Below are 19,002 nucleotides of genomic sequence, written 5' to 3' on the forward strand. Positions count from 1 at the left end.
TATGATCTAGTCAAAACTAATAAGTTTCTTATTTGATCTGGGTCACACCTTTTTTCTGCCAGGCTGCTTAGCATAAATGGTGAAAACATCATCACGAACCGCGAAAGAAGGATTGCCCTGATGGCTGAACTGAAAATCGGAGAGATCTCCAAACCCCGTTTCGAATTCCGCACCTTTGGCCAGGACTTTACCCAGCCTGGAGAGCGTATGGCTCGCCTGTCCCAGCCGGTGCCGGAAAAAGTCTGGTGTCGTCACAGCGACGAGATCTACATCATGTCCAGAACCAACGACCTGAATAACACCAAGATTCGTGACGGCAAGATGGACATCAAAACCTTCGTGACCGAGCAGGATGGCCTGGAACAGTGGGATCCCAAACTGAAGGCGGAGTTTCCCGTTGGCCGTGCCCAATTGGCGGAAGAGATCCTGCCCGCCTTTATGGTGGATGCCCCCGAGCTGACCAAGGATGAATACAGCCTCGAGGCGTTCCTGGAGCTGGTGAACCGCCACCCCGACCTGCAGGCGGTCAAGGTTCACAAAGAACGCTACGGCTATATGGTCAATGACACCATCTGCGAAGTCGCCAAGGTCCTGGTCAACGGCGCCAGCATTGTCAGCATCAACTCCGAGTCCACCGAACTGGAAGACATCCAGAAAACCATCAAAGATGTTGGCCTGGAAGGTGTCGAGAACATCAACTATCTGCAGGCGATCAAACGCGTCATCGGCATGATCGACAAACCCCTGGCCAACTGAGGAGAGACACCATGACCCTGGAGATCGAACGCAAATATCGCGTCAAAGACGACAGCTTTAAGCCCCTGGCCACCAAGGAAACCCGCATTGTTCAGGGCTACCTGAGCAGCGTCCCCGAGCGCACGGTTCGAGTGCGCATCAAGGGAGAGAAGGGCTTTCTCACCATCAAAGGCATTGGCAGCGAATCCGGCGCCTCCCGCTACGAGTGGGAGAAGGAGATCAGTGTGGCGGATGCCCAAGCATTGTTGGCCATCTGCGAGCCCGGCGTCATTGACAAGACCCGCTATCTGGTTCCCCACGAAGGCCACACCTTCGAGGTGGACGAGTTCTACGGAGAGAACCTGGGCCTGACCGTCGCCGAAGTGGAACTGGAGTCTGAGCAGCAGCAGGTTCACCGTCCTCAATGGCTGGGCGAAGAGGTCACCGGCGACGCCCGCTATTACAACTCCATGCTGATGAAGACCCCCTTCAGCCAGTGGTAATGGCATGATCACCCTTGCCCAGGCAGACAGGTACCACCTTGAATTCAAGGTGGTCCTGCCGCCCGGTGTTCGCCGGGCCCAGTGGCAGGCTCAGCTGCTGCTGCCGCCGACCATGGCCAGCGACGGCAGCATCCCCACCGCAGACAGGTTCTATCGCAACCTGCTCCAGCAACAGCGACTGGTCTCCAGTCATCCACCCGAACTCGACTCGGTAAAGCGCTTTGGCCGTCTGCTCAGGGAGGGCCGACTGCTGAAGGAGCCGAAATTCAAACGGCTGTTGGCGGATCTGATCAATGGGTTGCTGACCCAGTTTCTCAACAAACGGGGAGAAGCCCTGCTGGCCTGCCGCCGACAGCTGCGGGCCCTGCTGTTTCTCAAGCCAGAGCTGACCCAATCCTGGCAGAAACGACGCTTCAAGCTGGCCAGGCAACTGCTGCTGTTTCATTTCCAGCAGGCACTGCTCAGGGAGCTGCATGGCGCCAGGGGACCTCTCAGAGAGCGGATAAAACGGCACCTGCGGGTCGTCGGACTCTATGCCCAGAGATACAGAGTCGCTCTGGATCATCCGGAAGAGGCCGGCAGGGAACGGATGCTTGAGCGCCTGACCCTGAGCCAAAGGGTATTGGATCGCCCCTATCAATTGAATCGTCGACAATCCCGGGACACCAAGCTGGCGGAGCAGCTGATTTTTGGCCTGGCCGCCGCCCTGGCGATGGCCTTCGCCACCGCCATCGCCTTCGCCACCCAGCAGGCGTTTGGCAACTTCAGTACGCCGTTCTTCTTCTCTCTGGTGTTCTCCTACATCTTCAAGGACCGCATCAAGGAGCTGGGCAGAAACTTCCTGGTGGACAAGTTCTATGCCCGCTTCTATCAGCGTCACTATCTGCTGTTTCAACCCGGTATCCGCAAAAACCTGGTGGAGATTCGCGACAGTTATTTCCAGCCCAAGGGAAAGGAGCTCGACTGCCTGGTCAGCACGGCAGCCTCGCGCATGACTTCAGGAGAAACGCTGCGTATCGACGGTGCCTGGGTCTACCGCCGCGCCTACCGATGCAGCCGGGAACTGGGCAGTAACAGCCCATACAGGTTTCATGACAATCTTACACTTAACCTGAGTCGGCCCCTCCGGCTTCTGCCCAGCAGGATTCAATCTCTGTGGAGAGAAGAATCCCACCAGCCACGCCGGGTGGATGTCCACCGCGTTACCAGCCTGTACCTGATGCTCCACACTCAGCACAACCAAATCAACTCACTGAAAATATTTCGCATACAGGTAAGCAGACGAGGAATTCACAGGATCAAGGAGGTGCAGATCACCCCGGAAATCTAGCTGATGATTGCCGTTGAACCCGCTGCTGTATCTGCACCTTGTCCTAGAGGTGCAGCCTTTGTCATGCCTGTAAAACCCATGCAACAACCGCGTTAAAAATAAGAGCCGGATTGTACGATAAGGTTAAGATTAGTTGATTAAGATCACATTAATTTGGCCAGTACGGACTTATTCTGATTCCGACAACGAAGCACAGACTTCCAACCCTTTCTCAGGATGAACTCCATCGGAGGAGACCGATTATGGCCCGTTTTGCTGTTACCGCTATCGCTACCGCAGTCACCCTAACCCTGTCCGGATTTGCCCCTAATGTCCTGGCATCCGATGATGCTCGCATCGCCGAGCTGGAGAAACGGATGGAAGCTCTGGAGATGGAGCTGATTGAAGCCCGCGACGCTGCCAAGAAACAGGACAGGGTGAAGTTCTCCAAGCACTCCCCCGCCCCCGAACTGGTCTCCCGCGATGGCAAATCCACCCTGGAGTTCAAGGCGCGCATCCAGGCAGACTACGTGGACGTGGACGAACTTTACACCGGCAAGAAAACCGAGACCTACGAGCCCAGCCACAAAGAGACCGGCATTCGCCGCCTGCGCCTGGGACTGGAGGGCCAGTTTTCCCGCCTGTGGGAGTATGAGATTGAACTGGATCTGGCCGGCAACGAAGTGGACCTGAAGGACGCCAACGTCACCTGGGAGGGCTGGGACAATCAGAAGCTGACCCTGGGTTACCAGAAATACGCCTTTGGGCTGCAGGCCACCCAGAGCTCCGCCCATCAGATCATGATGGAGCGCGCCTCCACCGATGTGTTCTCCCCGGACCGCGCCCTGGGTGCCCAGTGGCGCTATGCGGGCAACAACTGGGCCCTGAGCCTGGGTCTGGGCATGGAGTACTCCACCCTGGAGGAGGAGGACTGGGACAAGGATGAACTGGAGTTTGTCGAGGAGGTCAGTTATCCGGAAACCGACTTCTACACCGCCCGCATCACCTGGGCCCCTTACCGCGACAATAACAACCTGCTGCACCTGGGCGCCAGCTACATGAACCTGGAGATCAACGACGACGTTGGCGAACTGCGCTACCGTGCCCGTCCCGCCACCCGCCCCACCGGCCGCATGGTCGACACCGGCAAGTTTGACTCAGAAGGCGCCCAGCACTACGGCGTGGAAGCCCTGTATCAGTACCGCAACCTGCTGCTGCAATCCGAATACGTCGCCGCCAAAGCCGACGCCATGGAGGATCCGGACGTAGAGGTCGACGCCTACTACCTGACCGCCTCCTGGGTGATCACCGGCGAGCAGTGGCGCTACAGCCGCAAGAAGGGTGCGATGAAATCTCCTCGTCCCGCCAAGTCTGTCTCTGAGGGAGGCTGGGGCGCCTGGGAGCTGGCGGTACGCTACGACAAGGCCAACTTCATCGATGACAACCTCAAGTATGGCGGTGACATGACCGACTGGGTGATCGGCCTGAACTGGTACCTGGAAGACAACCTCAAGGCCCAGCTGAACTACGTCTATGCCGAAGGCGACTATGACCGCGCCTTCGAGGATAAGGATGGGGTGGACCAGACCGATCAGGACACCAGCGTCATCCAGGCTCGCCTGCAGTTCAACTTCTGAGGAATCCGTTATGCACAACAAATTCCTATGGGGACTGGCCGGACTTTGTCTTTCCGGCAATGCCCTGGCCCTGACCAAGGGGGACTTTGACCGCATCGAGTACGCGGTCAACACCGGCACCGGCGACACGCTGCCCTACGCCAGCGACAGCCTGACCCAGGCCTTCACCGAGGCCTTCCCCTTCATCCGCTTCGAGGAGGAACCCTCAGAGAAGCTGGTGGCCTATCTGGATACCCCCGACCGGGCCCTGAAGCAATTGGACCTGAGCATCCGGGTACGGGAGCACGTCACCAAGCCCGCCAAGAGCAAGATCACCGTCAAGCTGCGGGCGCCGGACCCGGCAGGGTTTGGCGACCTGGCGGGCTACCGCAAGGCGGAGATCGACTATGACGGCCAGAACAGCAAGTACAGCGTCAGCTACGACATCCCCTTCTCACCGGAGGAGATCGACGTCAAGCGGGTCGACATGAGCAAGGTGGTTGAACTGATCCGTCAGGACGGTAATGCCTGGAACCTGGTGGCGGATGTGCTCAGCGCCCGTCAGGAGGACCTGAAGCAGACCATAGTGATGCGCACCTACGACTGGGAAGGCACCATGGCCGACGCCCGCTATGACCGCATCGAGGTGGATTTCCAGGTCTGGACCCCCTACTACCGCAAACCCAGGGTGACCTTCGCCGACTTCTCCTTCAAAGGCGCCACCCGGGACAGGGAGGAGTTGGATCAGGCGTTCCACTACCTGCATGAGCAGGTTCAGAAAGCGGGCCTGACCCAGGGCATGCACACCGGCTCCAAGACCAAGGCCACCTTCAAGATGTCCCAGGGTTTCCACTAACCCGCCTTAGGGGCCCGCAATGGGCCCCACCCTTCTCGCACCTCAACTCTGTCCACCACTCCCTAAGGAGGTTCCATGCTTTGGTTCTCCAAAGTCACATCATTACTCAATCAAAGTCAAAGCACCGAAACCCAGGTGTTCCAGTTTCTCGATCAGGTGATTCTGGCCCACCACAAATTTGTCCGCCTGTGGCAGATCTACCTCAACCAGGGGGCCAACTGCCGGGAGTTTGACGACACCCTGGCGGAGTTGCAGGCGGTGGAGAGCGAAGCGGATAAACTGCGGCGGGAGATCGACACCCGCCTCTACGCCCGCACCCTGATCCCCGACCTGAGATCGGACGTGGCCCTGCTGATCGAGCTGATCGACAAACTGATGAACCAGCAGGAGACCGTCGGGGTTCACCTCAAGGTGGAGCAGCCGCTGATCCCCGAGGAGGTTCACGACGACCTGCAGGAGCTGCTGCAACTGGTGGGCCAGACCATAGATCATACCCTGCTCTGTGCCCGCAGCTTTCTGACCGACCTGCAGCGGGTTCAGGAGTATCACCAGAAGGTGATCCTGTTTGAGAGTGACGCCAACAAGGTGTGCACCCGCGCCAAGATGACCCTGTTCAGCACCGACCTGCCCCTGACCAACAAGGTGCAGCTGCGCTACTTCTTCGACCGCATCGACGATGTGGCCAACGTTGCCGAAGACATCAGCGACAGGGTGTCGGTGTTCACCCTCAAGCGGATGCAGTGACGGGGGATTCATGGACGCAGCTACCCTCATCTTCCTCTCCAGCGGACTGTTTTTGGGCTGGTCCCTCGGCGCCAACGATGCCGCCAATGTGTTTGGCACCGCCGTAGGCTCCCGCATGGTCCGGTTCACCACCGCCGCCGCCATCTGCTCGGTCATGGTGATCCTCGGCGCGGTGATCAGCGGTGCCGGCGCTTCTCACACCCTGGGAGCGCTCGGCAAGATCTCCGCCATGGGCGGGGCCTTCACCGTGGCCCTGACCGCGGCGCTGACCGTCTATATGATGACCAAGTGGGGCCTGCCGGTCTCCACCGGCCAGGCCATTGTCGGCGCCATCATCGGTTGGAACCTGTTCAGCACCACCCCCACGGATGCCAAGGTGCTGACCAAGATCCTCTCCACCTGGGTCTTCTGTCCCATTCTGGCTTTTTTTACCGCCATCGCCCTCTACAAACTGGTGGCGGCGGCCATCAACCACCTGCGGCCCGGCCTGTTCGGCCTGGATAACTGGACCCGCATCGGCCTGGTGCTGGCCGGCGCCTTCGGCTCCTACTCCCTGGGGGCCAACAACATCGCCAATGTGATGGGGGTATTTGTCCCCAGCGCCCCCTTCGACCACACCACACTGCTCGGCATCGATTTCACCCCGGCGATGCAGCTGTTCCTGCTGGGCGGGCTGGCCATTGGCGTCGGCGTCTTCACCTACTCGAAGCGGGTGATGATGACCGTGGGCGACAGCCTGATCCCCATGACACCGGTTACCGCCTGGGTGGTGGTGATGGCCCACTCCATCGTGCTGTTCCTGTTCTCCTCCCAGGGACTGGCGGATGCCCTGGTCTCAGTCGGACTGCCTCCCATTCCCCTGGTGCCGGTCTCCAGCTCGCAGGCGGTGATCGGGGCGGTGGTCGGGGTTGGGGTCTTGAAAGGACTGCCTATACGCTGGCGGGTACTGGCTCGGGTAGTGATGGGCTGGTGCTGCACCCCGGTGATCTCTGCTCTTGGCTGCTGGCTGCTGCTCTACTTCGTGCAGAACATCTTCCGGGTGGTGGTGATCTAGATGATGACGTTCTGTTCCAACCGGCGCCGCCGGGCCTGGTGGCACAGCCGCCGGCCGCCAGCGGACAATGACCGCCGATGATTCACTCCTGGCATTGCGCCCTTCGGGGCGCTTTTTTCCAGACAAAAAAAGAGGCGCAGGCGCCTCTTTTTTATTGAGCATAAAGCCTTAGGAGCCCATCAGCAGCTTCACCGCGATGGACCACATCAGCGCCCACACCAGCAGGTCGATGGCCCGCCACACCTTGGGAGAGGAGAGCACAGGCGCCAGCTTGGCCGCCCCCAGGCTGAGCCCCACAAACCACAGGGTGGAGGCGGTCACCGTACCCGCGTAGAAGGACCAGCGCGCCTCTCCGAACTGGGCACCGATGGAACCGAGCAACACCAGGGCATCCAGGTAAACGTGGGGGTTGAGCAGGGTCACCGCCAGGGTGGTGCCCATCACTTTACGGCGGCTGGCGATGGCCTCACCGGCCTGCATCCCCTGCTGCCCCCCCAGGGCCCGGCGCAAAGAGCAGAAACCGAACCACAGCAGGAAGGCCGCACCACCATATTGGGTCAGGGCCATCAGCTGTGGGGTATCGGTGATCAGGGCGCCGACACCGGCCACACCCAGGCCGATAAGCACCACATCCAGCAGAGTACAGGTCAAGGCCACCATCAGATGATATTGGCGTTTCAGCGCCTGACTGAGCACAAAGGCACCCTGAGCACCGATGGCCATGATCAGCCCCGCTCCTACTCCCAAACCATTGATGTATGCCGATACCATCTTCCACTCTCCTGAACTGCAACCCTGAGGGCTTGTGACTCGATGGCTGGGATTGTAGGCTGGAGAACGAATTAACAAAAATTAATAGTGCTAATCAAATATTAGCGGAGCTAATTAACATATGCTGGATTACAAACTGCTGGAAGCGATGGCGGCGGTGGCCCGTTTGGGCAGCTTCGATCACGCCGCCAAGGAGCTGGGTCTGACCCAGTCGGCGGTGTCCCAGCGGGTCAAGTTACTGGAGCAGCGACTGGGGCAACCCCTGCTGGTGCGGGCCCACCCCATACGCCCCACCCAGGCGGGCCTGGCACTGATGCGCCACCAACAGCAGGTGGCGATGATGGAGTCGACCCTGGCCGCCAGCCTGACCGAAGAGCAGGATGACAGCCACACCCCGGTGCGCCTGGCGGTCAATGCGGACAGCCTGGCCACCTGGCTGACGCCGGCCCTGTCGCAGCTGTACCGACAACACGGGGTACTGGCGCAGCTGACGGTGGAGGATGAGGAGCTGACGTTAGAGCGTCTGCGAGGCGGCGAGGTGGCTGGCTGCATCGCCTCCCACGCCCGGGCCGTGCAGGGGTGTCGCTCTCACTTGCTGGGAGCCCTGCGTTACCGGTTGATGGCCACCCCCGCCTTCGCCGACGCCCATTTTGCCCAAGGCCTGACCGAAGAGGCACTGATCGCCTGTCCGACCCTTACTTATGGCCGGGACGATGAACTGCTCAACCGTTTCTTTGCCCGCCACTATCCTCAGGTTGCCGGCCGTCCTCCCCATCATCAGTTGCCCTCCTCCCAGGGGTTTGTGGATGCGGTGCTGCTGCATATGGGGTACGCCCTGCTGCCGGAGCTGCAGGTGGAGGAGGCGTTGTCCAGGGGGAAACTCAGGCTGCTGTCCGACGCCCACATCGATGTGCCTCTCTACTGGCACAGCTGGCGACTGCAGAGTCCGGTGATGGAGGTGGTGGGTCAGGTACTCACCGCCGAGGGGAAACAGAGGTTGATTCAGTAGAGGTCCGGGCTGGGTCGAAAGGACAAAAAAGGGGGCCTCAGGCCCCCGTTGTCTCAATCTGGCGTCGCTTAGAAGCGGTAGGTGGCCTGAACACCGGCCAGCCAGACGTCACCGGAGATCTCGCCTTCATAGACGGCCGCCGCCTGCTGGCTCAGGGCCACGCTCTCGGTGATGGGGGCATCGCCGTGAGACTTGATGTAGGTCAGAGACATATCCAGGGTCAGATCCTTGGACGCCTGGTAGCCGGCACCGAAGGAGAACCACAGACGGTCGGAATCTGGGATGCTCAGGGTGCGGTGCTCATCGTCTACCGCAGTCTTGTCCAGGGCAACGCCGCCGCGCACCAGCCACTGGCTGTCCAGCTGATAGGTGGCACCCAGGGCAACACGCCAGTTGTCCTTGAAGTTCTCCTCCTTCAGCAGGTTGGAGGGTTCACCGGGGAAGTCCACCACCAGCTCCTCGAAGGCACTCCAGTCGGTCCAGTTGATGGAGCCGTGCACGGACAGGGCCTCGGTCAGCTGATGGACGCTGGAGAGCTCGGCGAACGCAGGCAGAGGCAGCTTGAGGCTGCCCTCTTTGCTCTGGCCGGGCATCAGGCCGAAGGCCAGGCCTTCCGCATCCCCTTCCAGCTTCAGCTCCACCTCGGAGTGGTAGGCCAGGCCGATGCGATGGCCTTTGGCCGGCTCCCAGGTCATGCCCAGCTGATAACCCCAGTCTACGCCATCACCTTCAACAGACTTCAGCTTGGCACCGGCTGGCAGACCGAAGTTGGGCCCCCAGTTTGGTACTGTGCCTTCCACCTTGCCTTCCCCGTAGACGATGCGCAGACCCAGGCCCACCGCCAGGGTATCGCTCAGCTTGTACGCCACATTGGGTGCCAGTTCCACTGTGGTGATCTGGGTGTCGGAGCCAAAGATCGCCGCTTCATGGGTATCAGGCAGCTCGGTGGCAAACCCGTAGTTGGAGGTCAGGGCCAGGCCGATGGCCCAGTCATCACTCAGACGGTTGCTGTAGTAGAAGTTGGGGACCCACTGAGCCGGCGCGATGTCATCGGCATTGGCAGAGGTGCTGAAACCGGCGGCGGGCACGGAAGTGGTGCCTTCCACATCGATATTGGGATCCACATAGATGAGGCCAGCGGAGATCTGATGCCCCTCCAGCTGCATCAGCAGGGCGGCGTTGCGCCCCTGGGCGGAGGCGTTGTCAGCAATGGCGGCTTCACCGGCAAAGGCACGGCCAAGGCCAGTGGCGGAGTACTCGGCCAGCTGGAAACCGGCGGCGTGAACCTGACCGGCGAGGGCGCCAGCCACCAGGGCAGCAACTACACGAATTTTCATACTTTCCCCAAAAATCTTCGATGTGGATATTGTTAGTCGCGGCCATATTAGGGGGAGGAAAAAATAGTGCAATTACTCCAGCGCGAAAAGCATAAAAACCCTGATTCACCTGGAGAACACGGAAGATCCAGCGTGAACCAATGATGACAACCGGAACTTTCGGCGCACAGAAGTAAACAGCTGTACCCTTAGGGTGATATAACCAACAGCCCAAAAAAGACAAAAGAAGATAAATTTCAAAAAGATAGATCGGAACATTTAGGAAGTCCATGTAGGCCTAAAAAAGAAAAGTCAGCCAGTGGATCTCACTGGCTGACTTTAAGTCATCAGGCTCGCTAACCTAAGCAATTGATCTTAAAAAAATTATACTGGTCGGAGCTGTTAAGTTCAGTCATTTTCGGCGTACAACCGATCACTGCCTCCAGTCAGGCAACTGAGATTCATGATCGGCAATGGCAGCCTCATGAGCCAGAGTCAGGCCGATGGCATCCAGGCCGTTCAGCAGGTTGTGCCTGGCATCGGCATCGATCTCGAAGCCGAAGCTGTGCTCGCCACAGCTGACGCGACACCCTTGCAGATCGATGGCCACCGGCTGCGCTGAACAGGCCTCCATCAACGCCTCCACCTGCTCCTGAGGCAGGGTGATGGGCAGCAAGCCATTGTTGATGGCGTTCTGATAGAAGATGTCGGCAAAGCTCGGCGCAATGATCGCCCGCAGGCCAAAGTCCGCCAGGGCCCAGGGGGCGTGCTCGCGACTGGAACCACACCCGAAATTCTCCCCCGCCAGCAGCACACTGGCACTACTGCCAGGCTTCTGATTCAAAACGAAATCCGGGTTGGGTTGTGTGCCTTCATGATCCAGGTAGCGCCAGTCATGGAACAGATGGATACCAAACCCCTCCCGGGTCACCTTGGCCAGGAACTGCTTGGGGATGATCTGGTCGGTGTCGATGTTGGCCCGATTGAGTACCGCGGCCACCCCAGAGTGTTGTGTAAATGCTTGCATCAGGCTCTCCTAGATCTGGCGGATATCGACGAAATGACCGGCCACCGCCGCGGCGGCGGCCATGGCTGGGCTGACCAGGTGGGTGCGACTGCCCCTGCCCTGACGGCCCTCGAAGTTACGGTTGGAGGTGGAGGCACAGCGATCCCCCTCCTCCAGCCGGTCGTCGTTCATCCCCAGGCACATGGAGCAGCCCGGCAGACGCCACTCGAATCCGGCGGCGACAAACACCTTATCCAGACCTTCCGCTTCTGCCTGGGCCTTCACCAGGCCGGAGCCAGGCACCACGATGGCATCGACGCCTTCAGCCACCCGCTTGCCCTCGACCATGGCGGCGGCGGCGCGCAGATCCTCGATGCGGGAGTTGGTGCAGGAACCGATAAACACCTTGTTGATGGCCACCTGAGTCAAGGGGGTGCCCGGCTGCAGGTCCATGTAGGCCAGGGCCTTCTCGGCGGCGGAGCGGCTGACCAGCTCATCGAAGCTGTCCGGTGCCGGCACCGGCTGATCGATGGCGATCACCTGACCCGGATTGGTGCCCCAGGTGACCTGGGGTGCAATCTCGCTGGCCTCTAACACCACCTCGGCATCGAAGCTGGCACCGGCATCGCTGTGCAGGGCCTGCCAAAACGCCACCGCCTGCTCCCAGGCCTCACCCTGGGGCGCCATGGGCCGCCCCTCAAGGTAGTCGAAGGTGGTCTGATCCGGCGCCACCAAGCCCGCCTTGGCTCCCAGTTCGATGGCCATGTTGCACACGGTCATCCGTCCCTCCATGGAGAGGTCACGGATCGCCTCACCACAGAACTCCACCACATAGCCGGTGCCGCCGCCATGGCCAACACGGCCGATGATCGCCAGCACGATGTCCTTGGCAGTGATCCCTTCAGCCACCTTGCCGCGCACCTCGATACGCATGGTCTTGGCCCGGCGCTGACGCAAGGTCTGGGTGGCCAGCACGTGCTCCACCTCTGAGGTACCGATGCCAAACGCCAGGGCGCCGAAAGCACCGTGGGTGGCGGTGTGGGAGTCACCACAAACGATGGTGGTCCCCGGCAGGGTAAAGCCCTGCTCCGGCCCCATCACATGGACAATCCCCTGATTCTGATGGTGGATGTCGTACAGGGTGATGCCGAACTCTTCGCAGTTGCGCTGCAGGGTCTCCACCTGGGTGCGCGCCAGGGAGGGCAGCGCCTCGATGGAACGGGTACGGGTGGAGGTGTTGTGATCCATGGTAGCCAAGGTGCGGCTGACCGCCCTGACCTTACGCCCCGCCTGGCGCAGACCGTCGAAGGCCTGGGGCGAGGTCACCTCATGGACCAGGTGGCGATCGATGTAGAGCAGCGGCGTTTCGTCCGCTGGCACCTTGATGGTGTGGCTGTGCCAGATCTTGTCATAGAGGGTCTGTGCCATGTCGTCTCCTTAAGAAATGTAGGCGGCGATGGCATCGCCCATCTGTGCGGTAGTCAGGGCCTGGTCGCGGCGCTCCTCGGGCAGCAACTCGGCGGTAAAGCGTCCCTCGGACAGCACCTTGGCCACGGCAGCGTCGATGGCGTCGGCGGCCTCGGCCTCTCCCAGGCTGTGACGCAGCATCAGCGAGGCGGAGAGGATCTGAGCCACCGGGTTGGCAATGCCCATCCCGGCAATGTCCGGAGCGCTGCCGCCGGCAGGCTCGTACAGGCCGAAGCCGGACTCATTCAGGCTGGCAGAGGGCAACAACCCCATGGAGCCGGTGATCATCGCCGCTTCATCGGAGAGGATGTCACCGAACAGGTTGGAGCAGAGCATGACGTCAAAGTCGAAGGGGCGACGAAGCAGCTGCATGGCGGCGTTGTCGATGTAGATGTGCTCCAACTCAACATCGGGGAAATCGGCGGCCACGGCGTTGACCTCCTCCCGCCACATCACCGAACAGGCCAGCACATTGGCCTTGTCCACCGAAGCGACCTTGCCACGACGCTTACGGGCCGCCTCGAAGGCCAGTCGGGCGATACGGCGGATCTCATGACGGCTGTAGGTCATGGTGTCGAAGGCGGTCTCCTGGTCCCCCTCGCCGCGGCGCCCCTTGGGCTCACCGAAGTAGATGCCGCCGGTGAGCTCACGCACCACCAGCAGATCCATCCCCTGGGCGCTGATGTCCGCCCTCAGGGGGGAGAGCGCTTCCAAACCCGGGTGGATCTGGGCTGGCCTCAGGTTACAGAACAGGCCAAAGTGACCGCGCAGGGGCAGCAAAGAGGCTCGCTCCGGCTGCTCGTTGGGGGGCAACCCCTCCCACTTGGGCCCGCCGACGGAGCCGAACAGGATCGCCTTGGCCTGCTCACAGGCGGCCAGGGTCTGCTCCGGCAGGGCCTTGCCGTGGTTGTCGATGGCGGCACCGCCGATATCACAGTGGGTGGTCTCCAGCTCGAAGCCGAACCGCGCCCCAGCGACCTTCAACACCTTCATCGCCTCGGCCATCACTTCGGGACCGATGCCGTCCCCGGCCAATACTGCTACGGGATACTGCCTGCTCATGCTTCCTCCAAAATCTGCTGCTTCTTCTTCTCTATCTGTTGCTGACGGTGGATCAGGTTGTAGACCCGAACCAGGGCGATGGCCGAGGACTCGATGATGTCGGTGGACAGCCCCATGCCGTGGAAGGTGCGCCCCTCATACTCGGCGGTGATGTCCACCCGGCCCAGGGCATCGTGACCGCCCCCCTCGGCACCGATGTGGTAACTCTTGATGGCCAGCGGGCGATCGGTGGCCCGGGTAATCGCCTTGTAGGCGGAGTCTACCGGGCCGTTGCCGGTGGCCGCTTCGGTGACCGTTTCCTCGCCAATCTGCATCTCCACAGAAGCGGTGGCAAAGTGGCTGCTGCCCGCCTGCACGTTCAGCTGGTTGATGCGGTAGTGCTCCTCATCCTCTCTCTGGTTTTCGAAGAACAGCAGCGCCTCCAGGTCGTAATCGAACACCTGACCCTTCTTATCCGCCAGGGCCAGGAAGCGCTCATACAGGGTATCCAGATCGTACTCGGCGTCGGTGTAGCCCATCTCAGCCATACGGTGACGAATGACGTGGCGACCGGAGCGGGAGGTCAGGTTGAGGTTGTTGCGCCCCAGGCCGATGGACTCCGGAGTCATGATCTCGTAGGTGTTCTGGCTCTTGAGCACCCCATCCTGGTGGATGCCGGAGCTGTGGCTGAAGGCGTTGGCGCCCACAATCGCCTTATTGGACTGAATCGGCATGTTGCACAGGCGGCTGATGGCCTGGCTGACCCGGTGAATCTCCTGGGGGTTGGCCCCCACCTCCAGGCCGAACTTGGCCGCCCGGGTCTTGAGGATCATGATCACCTCCTCCAGGGCGGCGTTACCGGCACGCTCGCCGATGCCATTGATGGTGCCCTCCACCTGCCGGGCCCCCGCCTCGACGGCGGCGATGGAGTTGGCGACAGACAGGCCCAGGTCGTCATGGCAGTGGACGGAGATCACCGCTTGGTCGATATTGGGCACCCGCTCAAACAGGGTGCGGATGATGCCGCCGAACTCGGTGGGAGTGGTGTACCCCACGGTATCGGGAATGTTGACCGTGGAGGCCCCGGCACGGATGGCGGACTCCACCATGCGGCACAGGTTGTCAATGGGAGTGCGTCCGGCGTCCTCACAGGAGAACTCCACGTCGTCGGTGAAGCGGCGGGCGTAGCGCACCGCGTCCACCGCCATCTCCTCCACCTGGGAGAAATCCCGGCGCAGCTTGCTCTGCACATGGATGTCCGAGGTGGAGATAAAGGTGTGGATGCGAAACTGGTCCGCCACCTTGAGGGATTCGGCAGCGGCATCGATGTCGCCTTTGACCGCCCGGGACAAGGCGCAGATGCGGCTGTCCTTGATGGTGGCGGCTATCTGCCTGACCGACTCGAAGTCGCCCGGAGAGGAGACGGGAAAACCCGCCTCGATGATGTCGATCCCCATACGTTCCAGAGCGCGGGCAATCTGCAACTTCTCATTCACTGACAAGCTGGCTGCCAACGCCTGCTCACCGTCCCTCAATGTGGTATCAAACAGGATTACCCGTTCACTCATAATGCCTCCATGACGACCTGGCTCTGAGCGCGGGCATAAAAAAACCCGCGCATACAGCGCGGGTTCTAATGCTCGAGTCGTACCGTTTTCAGTCCACGACCAAGCCGCCCGCGCAGCGTCCTGCTAGGGTTAGGCTAATTAGTAGGTTGGACTGAAAAACGTTGTACATAAATGGATTCTGTTTTCGTGGTTACGAAGTGACCTAACTATGACCGGAACCCGGCCGGGATGTCAACCCCTGAATACACAATCACCCTTTGGTCATTATTATGCAGTCGTGAACGGTTATTGTGCGACCTGGATCAGCATCTATATTGCTTCTTCTTTACCCCGACTTAACAGAGGTCTTATCCTATACCCCTTTTTACCCAAGATACTGGCCTGATGCCCGCACTGTTAAGGATAACCCTCTGGCTGCTGCTGATTCTGAACTGCCCATTGGCAGCAGCGGACGACCTGACCCAACGCCTCGATGAGTTGACCCTCGAGGTGCAGATCGCCACACCCGGCGCATATCGGAAATTGGACCATCTGGGACCCAGAGTCCTGTCGGCCACCCCAAGACAACAGATGCGCTGGCACGTCTTAAGGTGCGAGTCAGCACTGAACCATCGCTCCTATTCCGAAGCGCAACAGGCGGTCAATCAGGGACTGGCTCTGGCGGAAAAGCTGAAACAACCGCAAATGATCGCCTATATGAGCGCCTGCGAAGCCAACAATGTGATGATGCAGGGGGAGTATGAACAAGCACTGGAGATCATCAACAGGGCAATCCACGGCGAGGGGGCGGACAGTTCTCGGGGCCTGAGCCTGATGAGGCGGGCCGACATCTACGCAGAGCTGGGCGATCTGGAATCCTCCCTTGACGACCTCCATCAAGCTCTGGCATGGATGGAAAGCGTCCACAGCGAGGTCCCCATCTACCAGCCTCATCCAGCGATGATCTCCTACTCCCTGGCCCGAACCTATTTCTATCTCGGTGACTATCTTCGCAGTGACACCCTGTTCGAACAGGCGGTTCGCGAAGCCCCTCTGGGCAGCAACCTGATATGGGTGATTCAGGTTAACCACACACTGACCCTGATGCAGCAACAGCGTTATCTGGATGCCAGCTCCCGCATGGAGAATCTGAAGAAGCTGGCCCCCCAGATGGACATCAGTGCCCAGGCCAGGTTCAACCTGCTGTTTGCCCACCTGTCACTCAAGCTCGGCAACTACCCGGAAGCCTATAACTATGCCGCCTCCGCCGTGGGAACCTTCAGCGATCTGGCCATGGATGAACGCCAGGCCAGAGCCCGCTCCATGGCCGCGGAAGCCGCCTACCACCTGAAGCGGTTTGATGAAGCCCGGCACCACTTGAAATTGTCCAGAGAGCGTTACCTTGTCGACCAGGACAAACGCATGCTCACCGAATTAGACAGGATCGAATCCGCGGGTGAAGCCCTTCAGGGCAACTATAAAAAGGCTTATGAGCTGCAATTGGACTACCATGACGCCTTTGCTCTTCAACAGGAAGAGCTGCGCAAAGAGGCCCTGCTGCAGCAACAGATTCAGCTGGACCAGAAGATCGATCGCAATCGGGCGCAACTGGCCACTCAATCCTCCTCCTATTTCAAGCTGCACAACCAACTGATGGTGTGGCAGGTGGTGGCCTCCCTCAGCCTGCTGCTTTGGTTGATCTGGCTGCTGTTCAGACTCACCAGCAGTCGTAAAATCATCGAAACGGTTCAGGATAACGAACACCTGGATTGGCGCACCCGACTGGAGCAGGCCCTGGCCACGACTGACCGCACCCTCCCGGTGGTAAAATTTTCCTGGGAAGGCGCCGGACTGACCGACAAGCTGCGCAAACGAATTCGCAACAAAGACATTCGAATCAACGATCTGATGATCGAGTGCGGGGATCGGCAGCTACTGATTCTGCTGGTGGATGCCAGTGAGGCGGAAGCGGAAAGGCTGAGATACCGCCTAAGCCGAAACCTGGCGGAAGCGGGCCACAGAAACATCGCTACCGGGGTGGCCAGAACCCACCCTCTGGATCAGGCAGACTCTCTGCTGGCCAGACTGGAGTGCAATCAGATTCAGCACAGTCTGATGTTGTCGGAAAATGTCATTCGTCCAGATAAGCCACAATGGCGTCGATGAAGGCCTCGCCGTAGCGCTCCAGCTTCTTGGCCCCCACCCCATTGATTCTCAGCAGCGCCCACTCTGTGGTGGGCATCTCGCTGGCCATCTCGGCCAGGGTGGCATCGGAGAACACCTGGTAGGGCGGGATACCGGCCTCGTCCGCCAACTCCCTTCGCAGGGTCTTGAGCCTGGCAAACAAGCGCCGGTCATAATGCTGGGGCAACAACCGACTGCGTCCCCGCTTGGGTTTGGCCAGCACCACCCTGGGCTCGGCCAGCTCCAGACTCTGCTCTCCCTTGAGCACCGCCCGGGCCGCAGGGTTCAGGGTCAGCGCCATGGAGCGGGTGATGTCCTGGTTCACCAGTCCGTGGTGCACCAGCTGCCTGAGCACCGACAACCAGTGATCACTGGAGCGCTCTGAGCCGATTCCCCAGGTAGAGAGTTTGTCATGGCCCCGCTCCACCACGGCGTGGCCCTTGCTGCCTCTGAGCACCTCAATCACATGCCCCATGCCAAACCTCTGGTTGACACGGTAGATGCAGCTCAGGGCTTTGCGGGCCTCCTCGGTGGCATCGTAGCGCTTGGGAGGGTCCAGGCAGATGTCACAGTTGCCACAGGCCTGATGAGCAGGCTCGTCGAAGTAGTTGAGCAGCACCTGACGACGACAGGTTTGCGCCTCGGCGAAGGCGGCCATGGCGTTGAGCTTGTGGATCTCTACCGGATTGGGTTCGCGCTCTCCGCTCTCCAGCAATTGGCGAACCCGGGCAATGTCGCCCGGGTCGAACAACATCAGGGCTTCCGCTTCCAGGCCATCCCGACCGGCACGGCCTGTCTCCTGGTAGTAGCTTTCGATGGACTTGGGCAGATCCCAGTGCACCACAAAGCGCACATTGGACTTGTTGATCCCCATGCCAAAGGCCACGGTGGCCACCACAATGTCGATCTTCTCCCTCAGGAACGCGTCCTGAACCTGATGACGCAACCCAGACTCCAGCCCAGCGTGGTAGGCCTCGGCAGCGACCCCCTCCTTGCGCAGCTTCTCGGCCACCTCCTCCACCCGGCGTCGACTGCCGCAGTAGATGATGCCGGCATTGCCCTTCTGCTGTTGCAGGAAGGTTTTCAGCTGGGAAAAGGGACTCAGTTTGTCCATCACCGAGTAGCGGATATTGGGCCGGTCGAAACTGGCCAGATGCTCATGGGGGTGATGCAGCCCCAGTTGCTGCAGGATATCCTTGCGGGTCGCCTGATCGGCGGTGGCGGTCAGGGCCACCATAGGCACGGAAGGAAAGGCGGCTTTCACCTCACCCAGGCGGGCATACTCTGGGCGAAAGTCGTGCCCCCACTGACTGATGCAGTGAGCTTCATCCACGGCAATCAGCGACAGGGGCCACTCCCGCAGCCTGGCCATCATATCCGGCGCCAGCAAGCGCTCTGGCGACAGGTAGACCAGTTTGATCTGACCATCGCGTATGGCAGCCAGGCTGGCCAGCCACTCCTCACGACTCAGGCTGGAGTTCAGGGCCACCGCCCCTACTCCCAGCTGGCGCAGCGCATCCACCTGATCCTTCATCAGGGAAAGCAAAGGAGAGATCACCACAGTCACCCCGGGGAGTAACAGCGCGGGAAGCTGGTAACAGAGGCTCTTGCCGCCGCCGGTGGGCATGATCACCAGGGCATCGCGTCCGGCGCAGAGCTGCTCCACCACCTGCTGCTGACCCGGACGAAACCCACGGTATCCAAACACCTGCTGCAGCAGCTGCTGCGCAGGCGGGGCGCTGACGTCACTGTGTTCTGGGCTCAGGGTGGTGTCCATGGGGCTCGGCAAGGAATAAAAAGGGCCGCCATTGTAATGCAACTGACGCCCCCTGTCTGCCACCCAC

Annotated in this window: 16 protein-coding genes; 9 read left to right on the forward strand and 7 right to left on the reverse strand. The window is 60.4% G+C overall.

Going from position 1 to position 19,002, the window contains the following annotated elements; genetic code table 11:
• Positions 1-120: 120 nt before the first annotated feature.
• From QUE41_RS20195 to QUE41_RS20225, 7 genes are all read left to right on the forward strand, one after another.
• Entirely contained in the window at positions 121-756 is a 636-nt protein-coding gene (locus QUE41_RS20195) for a hypothetical protein (protein WP_286340747.1), read from the forward strand.
• 11 nt (positions 757-767) lie between these two features.
• Positions 768-1,238, forward strand: coding sequence for a CYTH domain-containing protein (locus QUE41_RS20200; protein WP_286340748.1), 471 nt, complete (start codon positions 768-770; stop codon positions 1,236-1,238).
• Between the two features lie 4 nt (positions 1,239-1,242).
• Positions 1,243-2,568 (forward strand): hypothetical protein, encoded by a 1,326-nt coding sequence (locus QUE41_RS20205; protein WP_286340749.1) that lies wholly within the window; start codon positions 1,243-1,245, stop codon positions 2,566-2,568.
• A gap of 242 nt (positions 2,569-2,810) precedes the next feature.
• A complete protein-coding gene (locus QUE41_RS20210) occupies positions 2,811-4,184 on the forward strand; it encodes an OprO/OprP family phosphate-selective porin (protein WP_286340750.1) in 1,374 nt (457 codons plus the stop codon).
• Positions 4,185-4,194: 10 nt separating this feature from the next.
• Positions 4,195-5,019, forward strand: coding sequence for a hypothetical protein (locus tag QUE41_RS20215; protein ID WP_286340751.1), 825 nt, complete (start codon positions 4,195-4,197; stop codon positions 5,017-5,019).
• Positions 5,020-5,094: 75 nt separating this feature from the next.
• Entirely contained in the window at positions 5,095-5,763 is a 669-nt protein-coding gene (locus QUE41_RS20220; protein ID WP_286340752.1) for a DUF47 domain-containing protein, read from the forward strand.
• Positions 5,764-5,773: 10 nt separating this feature from the next.
• Positions 5,774-6,817 carry an inorganic phosphate transporter gene (locus QUE41_RS20225; protein WP_286340753.1) on the forward strand — a complete coding sequence of 348 codons (1,044 nt, stop codon included), beginning with the start codon at positions 5,774-5,776 and terminating at the stop codon, positions 6,815-6,817.
• A 168-nt stretch (positions 6,818-6,985) separates the two neighbouring features.
• Here QUE41_RS20225 and QUE41_RS20230 read toward each other — a convergent pair whose 3' ends face one another.
• Positions 6,986-7,588 (reverse strand): LysE/ArgO family amino acid transporter, encoded by a 603-nt coding sequence (locus QUE41_RS20230; protein WP_286340754.1) that lies wholly within the window; start codon positions 7,586-7,588, stop codon positions 6,986-6,988.
• Between the two features lie 121 nt (positions 7,589-7,709).
• Between QUE41_RS20230 and QUE41_RS20235 the strand changes: the two genes are divergently transcribed.
• Positions 7,710-8,597 carry a LysR family transcriptional regulator ArgP gene (locus tag QUE41_RS20235; protein ID WP_286340755.1) on the forward strand — a complete coding sequence of 296 codons (888 nt, stop codon included), beginning with the start codon at positions 7,710-7,712 and terminating at the stop codon, positions 8,595-8,597.
• A gap of 68 nt (positions 8,598-8,665) precedes the next feature.
• Here QUE41_RS20235 and QUE41_RS20240 read toward each other — a convergent pair whose 3' ends face one another.
• The 5 genes from QUE41_RS20240 to leuA all read right to left on the reverse strand — a co-directional run bounded on the left by QUE41_RS20240 (position 8,666) and on the right by leuA (position 14,995).
• Positions 8,666-9,934, reverse strand: coding sequence for an outer membrane protein transport protein (locus tag QUE41_RS20240; protein ID WP_286340756.1), 1,269 nt, complete (start codon positions 9,932-9,934; stop codon positions 8,666-8,668).
• A 412-nt stretch (positions 9,935-10,346) separates the two neighbouring features.
• On the reverse strand, positions 10,347-10,940 hold the full coding sequence (gene leuD / locus QUE41_RS20245; RefSeq protein ID WP_286340757.1) for a 3-isopropylmalate dehydratase small subunit: 594 nt from the start codon (positions 10,938-10,940) through the stop codon (positions 10,347-10,349).
• 9 nt (positions 10,941-10,949) lie between these two features.
• Complete coding sequence (gene leuC / locus QUE41_RS20250) at positions 10,950-12,347, reverse strand: 3-isopropylmalate dehydratase large subunit (protein WP_286340758.1); 1,398 nt, start codon at positions 12,345-12,347, stop codon at positions 10,950-10,952.
• A 9-nt stretch (positions 12,348-12,356) separates the two neighbouring features.
• On the reverse strand, positions 12,357-13,448 hold the full coding sequence (gene leuB, locus QUE41_RS20255) for a 3-isopropylmalate dehydrogenase (protein WP_286340759.1): 1,092 nt from the start codon (positions 13,446-13,448) through the stop codon (positions 12,357-12,359).
• The gene (leuA, locus tag QUE41_RS20260) at positions 13,445-14,995 is read right to left on the reverse strand and encodes a 2-isopropylmalate synthase (RefSeq protein ID WP_286340760.1); all 1,551 of its coding nucleotides are present in this window, start codon (positions 14,993-14,995) and stop codon (positions 13,445-13,447) included. Before leuA ends, leuB begins: the two co-directional genes overlap by 4 nt.
• Positions 14,996-15,379: 384 nt before the next feature.
• Here leuA and QUE41_RS20265 point away from each other — a divergent pair, with 384 nt between their 5' ends.
• On the forward strand, positions 15,380-17,140 hold the full coding sequence (locus tag QUE41_RS20265) for a tetratricopeptide repeat protein (RefSeq protein WP_286340761.1): 1,761 nt from the start codon (positions 15,380-15,382) through the stop codon (positions 17,138-17,140).
• Here the strand turns inward: QUE41_RS20265 and recQ are convergent.
• A complete protein-coding gene (gene recQ / locus QUE41_RS20270; RefSeq protein ID WP_286340762.1) occupies positions 17,106-18,935 on the reverse strand; it encodes a DNA helicase RecQ in 1,830 nt (609 codons plus the stop codon). The genes QUE41_RS20265 and recQ overlap by 35 nt on opposite strands.
• Positions 18,936-19,002: the final 67 nt, after the last annotated feature.

Origin of the sequence: Ferrimonas sp. YFM (assembly GCF_030296015.1) — a bacterium.
Taxonomy (GTDB): domain Bacteria; phylum Pseudomonadota; class Gammaproteobacteria; order Enterobacterales; family Shewanellaceae; genus Ferrimonas.